The organism is Virgibacillus sp. M23, assembly GCF_034190895.1.
Classification (GTDB): domain Bacteria; phylum Bacillota; class Bacilli; order Bacillales; family Amphibacillaceae; genus Virgibacillus; species Virgibacillus salarius.
On record NZ_JAWDHA010000042.1, the window covers coordinates 25641 to 36132 of the forward strand.

The 10492-nt window shown below is 38.1% G+C and carries 9 protein-coding genes; 8 read left to right on the forward strand and 1 reads right to left on the reverse strand.

From position 1 onward, the window contains the following. The first annotated feature begins 1174 nt into the window (after positions 1–1174). From RVS70_RS15150 to RVS70_RS15165, 4 genes are all read left to right on the forward strand, one after another. Positions 1175–2434, forward strand: coding sequence for an argininosuccinate synthase (locus RVS70_RS15150; protein ID WP_321133870.1), 1260 nt, complete (start codon positions 1175–1177; stop codon positions 2432–2434). Further along, positions 2431–3870: an argininosuccinate lyase gene (argH, locus tag RVS70_RS15155; RefSeq protein ID WP_321133871.1), complete on the forward strand. Its 1440-nt coding sequence runs from the start codon at positions 2431–2433 to the stop codon at positions 3868–3870. Before RVS70_RS15150 ends, argH begins: the two co-directional genes overlap by 4 nt. A 344-nt stretch (positions 3871–4214) precedes the next feature. After that, complete coding sequence (locus RVS70_RS15160) at positions 4215–4595, forward strand: CidA/LrgA family protein (RefSeq protein WP_228089017.1); 381 nt, start codon at positions 4215–4217, stop codon at positions 4593–4595. Next, a complete protein-coding gene (locus RVS70_RS15165) occupies positions 4588–5277 on the forward strand; it encodes an LrgB family protein (RefSeq protein WP_026680445.1) in 690 nt (229 codons plus the stop codon). Before RVS70_RS15160 ends, RVS70_RS15165 begins: the two co-directional genes overlap by 8 nt. Before the next feature lie 71 nt (positions 5278–5348). Here RVS70_RS15165 and RVS70_RS15170 read toward each other — a convergent pair whose 3' ends face one another. Then, a complete protein-coding gene (locus RVS70_RS15170) occupies positions 5349–6410 on the reverse strand; it encodes an NAD(P)/FAD-dependent oxidoreductase (protein WP_121604046.1) in 1062 nt (353 codons plus the stop codon). A gap of 206 nt (positions 6411–6616) precedes the next feature. Between RVS70_RS15170 and RVS70_RS15175 the strand changes: the two genes are divergently transcribed. From RVS70_RS15175 to RVS70_RS15190, 4 genes are all read left to right on the forward strand, one after another. Continuing rightward, a complete protein-coding gene (locus RVS70_RS15175) occupies positions 6617–7099 on the forward strand; it encodes a PaaI family thioesterase (protein WP_026680447.1) in 483 nt (160 codons plus the stop codon). Between the two features lie 98 nt (positions 7100–7197). Further along, positions 7198–7671, forward strand: a complete 474-nt coding sequence (locus RVS70_RS15180) for a hypothetical protein (RefSeq protein ID WP_121604044.1) — start codon at positions 7198–7200, stop codon at positions 7669–7671. Continuing rightward, complete coding sequence (locus tag RVS70_RS15185; RefSeq protein ID WP_121604043.1) at positions 7652–8296, forward strand: LytTR family DNA-binding domain-containing protein; 645 nt, start codon at positions 7652–7654, stop codon at positions 8294–8296. The genes RVS70_RS15180 and RVS70_RS15185 overlap by 20 nt, the downstream gene beginning before the upstream one ends. Before the next feature lie 133 nt (positions 8297–8429). Next, on the forward strand, positions 8430–9944 hold the full coding sequence (locus tag RVS70_RS15190; protein WP_321133876.1) for an acetyl-CoA hydrolase/transferase family protein: 1515 nt from the start codon (positions 8430–8432) through the stop codon (positions 9942–9944). Positions 9945–10492: the final 548 nt, after the last annotated feature.

The following is a 10492-nucleotide window of genomic DNA, read 5'->3' on the forward strand; positions in this document are numbered from 1 at the left end:
AAATACCTCTATACAAAATTTTGGCATCAATGTATTATCTAATAGGATGAGACGTATTTTTCGTTTTAAACTCCGTATCAGCTATCATATTTTATCATACCGTTGGTCCCAGATCCCATTTATCGAACTCCCCAATCTTAGGGGGTCCCTCGCCGGTAGACACTCCCAAACGTGGAAGCTTAGAGGGGTTAAAAGGATCTTGATATAGTGAATGTCAGGTGTTAAAGGTGGCGGTATACCCATAACCATGATATGGATGCTCACAACTTGTATAGCCTCAGCAGAAAAAAGAGGTTTTAATTTGACTGGTTTTCACTCTAATTACCTTATGATAAAACTAGGTACTTCGTTAAAGTAATTGACTTAGAGAGAGTGCGTGATAGATTGATTTACAATATTGCTGTACTTATCGGCGTTTTTCTTTTTTTAACAATAAAGCAATTCACTTTCAATGATACAGTACAATGGTTAGGAAATATCGGAACCTCTATTTTTGCAATGTTACTGTATATTTATGCTCACTGGTATCAGAAAAAAAGCGAAAAATAATTACCCACCTTAAGGATTTAAAATTTATAAAAAATGAGACTGAGACAAAAAAATGAAGAAACAATTAAAAACGAGCGATGATTAGTTGAAATTAATTATCGTTCATTTTTTGATTAGAATAATTATTTTAGCACCAGAAATAAGCGAAACTCCGGTGGAAACAGCACGAGTCCGAAGATCCACATGGTAACGTGTTTTTCTTTACCAAGTTAGCTGAGGCCGTGCGTGGAAAGTGCGTATAGTTTCACAGTGCGGCGATGATACTAGCCATTGATAACATGATCATTCGTATTTTGAGTAAAGAAGTTGTGTTTTGTCCCAGCCTTCTTTGCTCTTTCCTTATTGTAAATGTTGATAGTTCGTTGACACTCCCCCTATTAGAAGGGGGTTTTTAATTCGCCAACATAAATTTATTTCCACTCCAAATCTATATCTTTTTAATAAACGTAAAATACATCTTGTGCATGACGATCAGTTAAATTAATACTCTTTGTATCAAGGGTTTACACAGGAATTAATACTATAAAACATATTTTCTATAAAAATATTATAGTTACCTATTGAATATATATTCATATTAATGCATAATAATTCAATAAGAACTTAATGAACAGGAGTGGTGAGAATGACCAAGGATAAAATCGTATTAGCTTATTCTGGCGGACTAGATACATCTGTAGCGATAAAATGGCTTCAGGATAAATATAATTATGATGTAATAGCAGTAGCCCTTGATGTAGGTGAAGGAAAAGACCTTGAATTTGTGAAAAATAAAGCATTACAAGTAGGGGCAATTAAGTCGTATGTCATCGATGCCAAAGCATTGTTTGCAAATGAATTTGTGTTACCTGCGCTACAAGCTAATTTATTATATGAAGGAAAGTATCCTTTAATATCAGCGCTTTCACGTCCATTGATTGCCAAAATATTGGTGAATATTGCTAAAGAAGAAGGTGCAGTAGCAGTAGCACATGGCTGTACTGGTAAAGGAAATGATCAAGTACGGTTTGATGTTGCGTTTACTGCTTTACAGCCAGATTTAAAAATTGTTGCACCTGTACGTGAATGGGCAATGTCGAGAGAAGAAGAGATTGAATATGCAAAAAAACATAATATTCCTATTCCGATTGATCTAGATAATCCGTTTAGCATCGATCAAAATTTGTGGGGACGTAGTAACGAATGTGGAATATTAGAAGATCCGTGGGCTGAAGCACCAGAAGAAGCATTTGACTTAACTACAAATCCAGTGGAGGCGCCAAATGATCCGGAAATTGTGCAAATTACATTTGAACAAGGTAAGCCTGTTTCCTTAGATGGCAATTCTATGCCATTAGAAGAACTTATCGTTACATTAAATCGTGTTGCTGGAAAGCATGGTGTCGGAAGAATTGACCATGTGGAAAATCGTTTAGTTGGAATTAAATCACGAGAAATTTACGAAGCTCCGGGGGCACTTACGTTAATTGCTGCCCATCAAGAATTAGAAGCACTAACCTTGCCTAGAGAGGTAGCTCAATTTAAACCGTTAATGGAGCAAAAGCTGGCGCAAACGGTTTATGACGGCCTTTGGTATTCTCCACTTACGGATGCACTGAAAGCTTTTATTGAAGAAACACAAAACGATGTATCTGGTACAGTTAAAGTTAAATTATATAAAGGTCATGCACAAGTAGTTGGTCGTGAATCACAACAGTCGTTGTATGACTTTGATTTAGCTACGTACAATGCACAGGACGCCTTTGATCATGAAGCTGCCTTAGGATTTATTAAGCTTTGGGGACTGCCTACAAAAGTACACGCAACTGTAAATCACGCACATAAAGCTGTTGATCAGTCTGTGAAAGACGCCATATTAGATGTGAAGGAAGCTGTCAAGCCATGAAGCTATGGGGAGGGCGTTTTACTAAGCCGACGAGTCAATTAGTAGATGAGTATACAGCCTCCATTTATTTTGATAAGAAATTAGCAGCCTATGATATTGAGGGAAGCCTAGCACATGTGGCTATGCTAGGTAAATGTAAGATTATAACGACAGAAGAGGCTAAAACCATAGCAGAGGGTCTTAACATTGTTGCTAGTAAAATAGAAAGTGGAGAAGCACGATTAAGTGAAGAACATGAAGATATTCATATGAACGTAGAAAAGCTACTGATTGAAGAAGTTGGTCCCGTTGGTGGAAAGCTTCATACAGGGAGAAGTAGAAATGATCAAGTAGCCCTTGATATGCGTTTATATTTACGTGATGCTTTGGTGGAGTTAATCGATTTACTAGTCCATGTACAGATCGCATTACTAAAACAAGCGAAAGCAAATATGGATACCATTTTACCAGGCTATACACATCTTCAAAGAGCTCAGCCAGTATTATTTTCCCATCATTTACTGGCATATGCTTGGATGTTCCAACGAGATATCGATCGATTAACGGATAGCTGGAAGCGTGTGAATCAATCGCCGCTCGGTGCTGGTGCGCTAGCGGGGACGACGTTTCCAATCGATCGAGGATTCGTAGCTGAACAACTTGCCTTTGAAGGTGTTTGTGAAAATAGCTTAGACGCAGTTAGTGATCGAGATTTTGTTATTGAATTCTTAAGTGATGCATCAATGATTTCCATGCATCTGTCAAGACTCTGTGAAGAGCTTGTTCAATGGTCTAGTCAAGAATTTCATTTTATTGAGCTCGATGATGAATTTTCTACTGGTAGTAGTATGATGCCACAAAAGAAAAATCCTGATGTGGCAGAATTAGTAAGAGGTAAAACTGGTCGAGTATACGGTCATCTTATGGGAATGCTGACAACATTAAAGGGATTGCCGCTAGCATATAATAAAGACATGCAAGAAGACAAAGAAGGTATGTTTGATACTGTCGCGACGTTAAGAGGAGCGCTATCTTTATTTGCGCCGATGATTGAAACGATGAAAGTAAACAAAGATGTTATGTACAATGCGGTACAAAGAGATTATTCTAATGCAACAGATTTTGCTGATTATCTAGTTGGAAAAGGGATACCTTTCAGAGAATCGCATGCGATAACAGGTGAAACAGTGCTATATTGTATCAAAGAAAATAAATATTTAACAGAGCTAACGTTGGATGAATTTCAGTCTTTCTCTAAAAAGGTTGAAGCTGATATTTATCATTTTCTATCACCAGAAGCCGTTGTACAAGCACGTAATGTTCTGGGAGGAACAGCTAAAAATCAAGTAAACAATCAGCTTGAGAGCATCACACAAGCCATTAACAAGAATAAGCAATGGCTTGAAGTTAAAAATGAACGATTGGCCAACCGTACACACCAAGCGTCATCTTATTAATAGCTAACTTCTACAACCGGGTATGGTGAACCCGGTTGTTTTTCTGTGCAATAGGGCGGGAAGATAGGATTCCACATATAACTGGAAATAACACCACCTCTTCTAGGAATAAAGAGAAACCAATATTGGTAAATAGGGGATAAACACCCTCCCACTTATTGAAGTTTCACTTATCAATTTACAACGTAGTTTGTATAACTGCTATAATGGTATATGTCATTTGAAAAATAGCTGGTGAAACACAGCGATGATTCAATGGATTTACGAGCAAGTCTTTTTCGTTTTGTCTCGCGGTGTTTTAATGATAAGCTATTTATTTCAATTGGTACATCTTAGAGTAGGAAGTGACCATCTTGAAGAAGTTAGGTAAAATGATCCTCCATATTTGCTTATTATATATCATATTTTTGTTTGGCAATTGGATACAAAACACATTGCATTTATTTATTCCTGGTAGTGTAATAGGTATGTTGATCTTATTTCTATTATTAATAACCAACGTTTTTCGTATTTCCTGGGTTGATGAAGGTGCTAATTATATTATTAATAATCTAGCATTCTTTTTTATTCCAGTTACAGTTGGTGTTATCAATTATTTTCACTTATTTTCTGGAAAAGGTTTTTTCCTGATTATTATCGTATTAATAAGCACGATTTTTGTTATGGGTGGATCAGGTGTTGTAAGTCAGTGGTTAATTCGCAGAAAGGAATGTCAGCATGAATGAAATCATCTTAGCAACAGTGGCAATTATCGGAACGTTTTTCATCTATCAACTTGCAGTTCGTATTCATCATACGTGGAATTACCCTTTAACGGCGCCAGTTTTAATTGCGACGACAATAATCATTATTATACTAGCTATGTTTCATATTCCTTATGAAACATATATGATTGGTGGAAAGTGGATTAATGAGCTGTTAGGTCCGGCAGTTGTTGCGCTTGCTTATCCATTATATCAACATAGAGAAACTTTAAAAAAAGTAACCATACCAATCTTAGTAGGGACATTGTTTGGGGCAATCTTAGGTATTTCAACAGGCGTATTATTAGCTAAGTGGGCGGGGTTTGAATCAAGCATTATCTATTCGTTAACGCCAAAGTCTGTAACAACCCCAGTAGCGATGGCTGTTACAGATACTCTGGGTGGTGTTATGTCGTTATCAGCAGTATTTGTTATGATAGCAGGAATCGGTGGTGTATTGATGCATACTTTTGTTCTTAGATTGTTTCGATTGGATCATTATTTAGGGCGTGGTGTTGGAATGGGGAGTGCATCTCACGCAATTGGAACAGCGACATCTATGGAAAAAAGTCAGCTAGAAGGGGCGATTAGCACGATTGCTATGGTTGTAAGTGCAGTTGTTGTTTCCATCATTACCCCTGGTTTGGTTCATCTAATGCTATAAATGTGACGTTGACTGTCCAGTGAATAATAAAACCGAGGCAATTCAGAGTGATCAGCCTCGGTTTTTACGTATTAATGGCGCTTATTTAACCAAAGAACCCCTGATTTAGCTAATCGTGGTAAAAGCCCAGTCATTGGCTTTTGCATCATGTTTCCGAACCCATCCGATTTGCCGAGTGAGCCAAGTGTACCTTTTAATTTAATTTCCTTTGGTTTTTTTGGCTCTTTATCACTGAGAACTGCTAAAAGCACCTCTGCGATTTTCTCCCCTTGCTGACCAGCTAGCTGTGCACTAGGTGAATATTCAGAGGAAGCGCAATCCCCTACTACATAAATATTTGTTCTTTCTGGTATTTGGAAGAAATCATTCACAACGATTTTCTCTTGCTCATCTTTAGCAAAGGGGAGTTCTCGAACTAAATAATGTGGTCTTACACCTGCAGTCCAGATGGTAACATCGTTTACAAAACAAACACCGTTATTGCAGACGCCATCTTTTTCTACATATTCTACATTGGAGTGGTGGAGTACATCTACATCGTTTCTAATGAACCATTCTGATACGTACTGCTGTATTTTTGCATCAAAAGCCTTTAAAACACTTGCACCACGATCTAATAAGCGAATATTTAAGTCAGGGCGGCTTTCTCTTATTTCTGAAGCCACTTCGATACCACTTAGTCCAGCACCAACGACTGAGACTTTCCCGTAAGCTTTCAAATTACAAACGGCAAGCCCTGTATTTCTTGCATTTTCAAAGGTTTGAACACTATGTGTGAACTCTTTAGCTCCTTGAATGCCGTGATAATTATCCTCACAACCTAAACCAATTACGAGATAGTCATAGGGAATGATTTCACTGGAATTAGAAAATAAAATTTCTTCCTTAACCGTATTAATTTCTTTAATCTCCCCGTAAAAATAACGTACACGTTGATCGTCAGGAAAGTGTAATCGAACATCTTTTTCTGCAGAAGTACCTGCTGCTATTGTATAGAACTCTGTTTTAATAGAATGGTAAGGATTTCGATCCACTAAGGTAATTTCTACTTCTTCTGGCAGCTGATAATCAAGCAGACCTAACAAGGCCTTCAGTCCACCGTACCCCCCGCCTAATATGACCAATCTTTTCATGCCACAAAACCCCATCTCTGAAAGTAATATCTGTATACTTATATTCTAGCGAAGATATAAAGCGATGTCACCATTTGATTGATTTCGACAAGCAATGGATCCGTTATCAACTACACTGTGTTGACTGAGGATGTAAAATTTATGCTTATACCATATATTTCAACATATGCTTGTATGCTATACTAGTCAAAAAAGGAGGGGACAACATGTCTATAGATGCAATACAAGATATTTACCCAGAGGACTATGCTTGGTGCTACGGCTGTGGAAGGCTGAATAAAGAAGGACTTCATTTTAAAACCATTTGGCAAGGTGATAAAACGATTACGGTGTATACACCTAGGCCAGAACATACAGCTATTCCTGGATTTGTATATGGAGGATTAATTGGATCTTTAATTGATTGCCACGGAACAGGCTCAGCGTCAATGGCTTTACATCGTAAAAATGGCCATGAAATTGGAGATGGGACAGAGCCACCCCGTTTTGTTACCGCATCTTTACATGTAGACTTTATGAAACCGACACCTCATGGTATACCTCTGAAGGCTATTGGAACTGTTGAAGAAATACATCCAAAGAAATTCAAAATACGCACGGAAGTGTTTGCTCATAACGACTGCTGTGCAAAGGGAGAAGTGATAGCTGCGGTAATGCCAGCAGCGTTTAAACAAAAATCAGAAGTTTAACCTGTACATAACCAGTAAGATACCCACTGATTGAAGTTTCACTTTGTAGATTAATGTGTTGTAATATGTATAAGGATTGAGTCAAAAAGGGTGTGCGTATGGGATATCCATTTTATAATGAAGCCATTTGGAAAAGAAAAGCTCGAAATGCATATTTCAGTTCACTAGCCGTTATGGTTATTTTATGGTTACAAATTAGTGAGAATGATTTTTATCATCCTGCATTCGTTGTAATAAGTAGTATATTTGCTTTTTTTTCGCTTGTTCAAGGGATCCATTACCAAACCATGTGGAAAAAGGATTACATTCGTATGGAGGATAATGAGATTTTAATTTATCGCGGATTATGTTTACCAAGGAAACGGATTTCCTTCGAAGATATAAAGAGATTCAAAGAAGTAAGTACTTTGATTGAGCTACACTTAAAGGAAGATAAGCATGCACAGTTTAATATAGATTGGCTTTCTAATCATTCGGTCAAAGCTATAAAGGAAACACTTTGTAAAAAAATCCACGAGGAAATGGATGAAGTAAGGAAAAAGGAGCATTATCATGCAAAGACTCACTACTAGATCATTATTAGATGTAATTGGTGAACTTTTTTCCGATGAGATATCTATTGCCGTAACAACGACATCGGAATATATCTACTATCGCCCAAGTATACGAATTGATTTAAAAATTAGACCTGGAGATTCAATTAAGGAAGAAACACTTGCTAGCAAGGCTCTGGTAATGGAGCAGAAAGTGTCTGAATTCATACCCCGAAATGTATTTGGGATCCCGTATCATGGTATGGCAGTTCCCTTTTATGATGGAGCTCATTTAGGAGGATGTGTGCTTGCTATTTATCCAGCATTAACGGAGGGGAAATCAGTTATTACCGTAAAGACTTCAGACGGTTGGAAACCAATTCCTTTTGAGAAAGTCCAATATATCGAAGTGAAGGACAGGAGGACAAATGTTATTTCTCAAGAATTGAATGGTGTACATCGGCTTACGTTGCAGGATTTTGAATATATGCTACCAAGAGAATCGTTCATTCGTTGTCATCGATCATTTATAGTTAATGTGAATCAAATTGAGCATATTTATCCAGATACGCATTCGACATTTATGCTAGCTATGAGAAATGGAGACCAAATACCTGTTAGCCAATCCTATTCCAGTTATTTTCGGAAGCTATTAGGATTTTGAATACAAATACTGTTTTAAAAGTATCTGGTACTGGTCTAAGCAATATACTTCTATTCCAGACATATTTCCACAAAAAAGAAAGCGCTTCATATAGAATAGTCCTTAAACTCTAATAAGAAAGAAGGGGTTTGGGATGAGATGTGAACATGATAGAATAGAGGATGTTCGACTGCATGATCGCGTTGTAACTGCAGAAGAAGCAGCATCGTGGATAAAGGATGGAATGACACTTGGATTAAGCGGCTTTACCCGGGCAGGGGATGTAAAAGCTGTACCAACAGCGTTAGTAAAGCGAGTCGAAAATGGGGAGCGCCTAAAGGTGAATGTTTTTACAGGTGCTTCTTTGGAGTCAGACGTTGATAAGATGTTTGCGGAAGCAGGCTTGGTTAATAAACGCTTACCTTTTCAAGCAGATCCATTCATGCGGAGGAAAATAAATCAAGGAGAGCATCTATTCGTTGACCATCATCTTTCGCATACCGCTGAATTACTACGGGGAAATGTAATAGAAAAAGTTGATTATGCTATTTTGGAAGCGATTTCCATCACGGCTGAAGGGTTAATTATACCAACTACTTCAATTGGTAACTCCCTTTCATTTGCAGAGAGCGCAAAGGCAGTTATTATTGAGATCAATTTAGCTCAATCTCTATTGTTAAAAGGGCTGCATGACCTATACAGCCCGGATAAGCAAGGAAAGCGCAAACCTATTCCTTTAACTGAGGTACATGATCGAATTGGTACAATCGGTATTCCGATTGATGTGGAGAAAGTTAAAGGAATCGTTTTTACAAACCAAACGGATTCTCCCTCTACGATTGTACAGCCAGATAAAGAAACAAAGGTTATGGCCGATCATTTGCTGCACTTTTTTCGTGAGGAGGTTGCGGCAGGGAGATTAACTAAAAACCTTGCTCCACTTCAATCTGGTATTGGCTCAGTTGCAAATGCTGTTTTACATGGAATGGTTAATTCAGAATTTGAAAATCTAGAGATTTACTCGGAAGTATTACAGGACGCTGTATTTGATTTAATGGATGCAAATAAGGTGCGGATGGCATCTTGCTGTTCGATTACGCTTTCTGAGGCTAGAATGCAAGAGGTCTTTAACAACTTCGAGCGATATCGAAATAAATTAATTATGCGTCCACAGGAAATATCCAATCATCCAGAAATTATTCGTAGACTTGGACTTTTATCCATTAACACAGCGTTAGAATTTGATATCTATGGGAATGTCAATTCAACTCATGTGGCGGGCACGAAGATGATGAATGGGATAGGGGGATCTGGTGATTTTGCCCGAAATGCTAGGGTCGCCATCTTTGTTACAAAATCTATTGCTAAGAATGGTACTATTTCAAGTGTTGTACCCTTTGCTTCGCATATCGATCATACAGAGCATGATGTAGATATATTAGTTACGGAGCAAGGCTATGCAGATTTACGAGGGCTTGCTCCAAGGGAAAGAGCTCCACTGATTATTGAAAATTGTGCACATCCTATGTATCGTAAGCAATTATGGAATTACTATAAGGAAGCAATTAAAGGTGGTGGGCAGACACCTCATAATTTGGAAAAGGCAATGAGCTGGCATGTTAGTTACACGAAACAGGGGACAATGCAGGAACTAATTGGGCAGGATTAGTTTCTAGATGGTTCGATTAGATAAAGGGGATCTATATAATGAGGAAGCTACATTTCTGTAAAAAGAGATGTAGCTTTTTCATAGTCTAGGAAATGATTAAATTAGTCCATATGGTTAAATAGGGTATGAGCCGCGTTTAGCGCAAGCACACCGTGATTCCTTTATCACCGTTGACTCGCTTCATTCGCTATGTTTCTAATCGGACGCTTGCGCTTTTGTTAGGAAGAAGCTGATTGCTACCTTCTGCGGACGGTGCCTGTGAGACCCCTCGTGGCTTCACTCTTGTGAAGTCACACCCGCACACACTTTTAAGGCAGGAGTCGTCGACTTTCGTTTCCAACTATGGAAGGGTTATGAAACATGCAGGGTAGGTTCACCTTACATGCAACCGACGGCAAAAATCCCATAATTTCAGGTTTGTTTTTTTAAAAGTTAAGAAAGTATAAAATCAGTGCAATGACTGCGTTAAGCCAAGTAGTTATTTTGAAATGTTTGATGTATATTGGCAATGCTCCGACTAATTACTTCGCTTTCCGCGGGCACGGCTT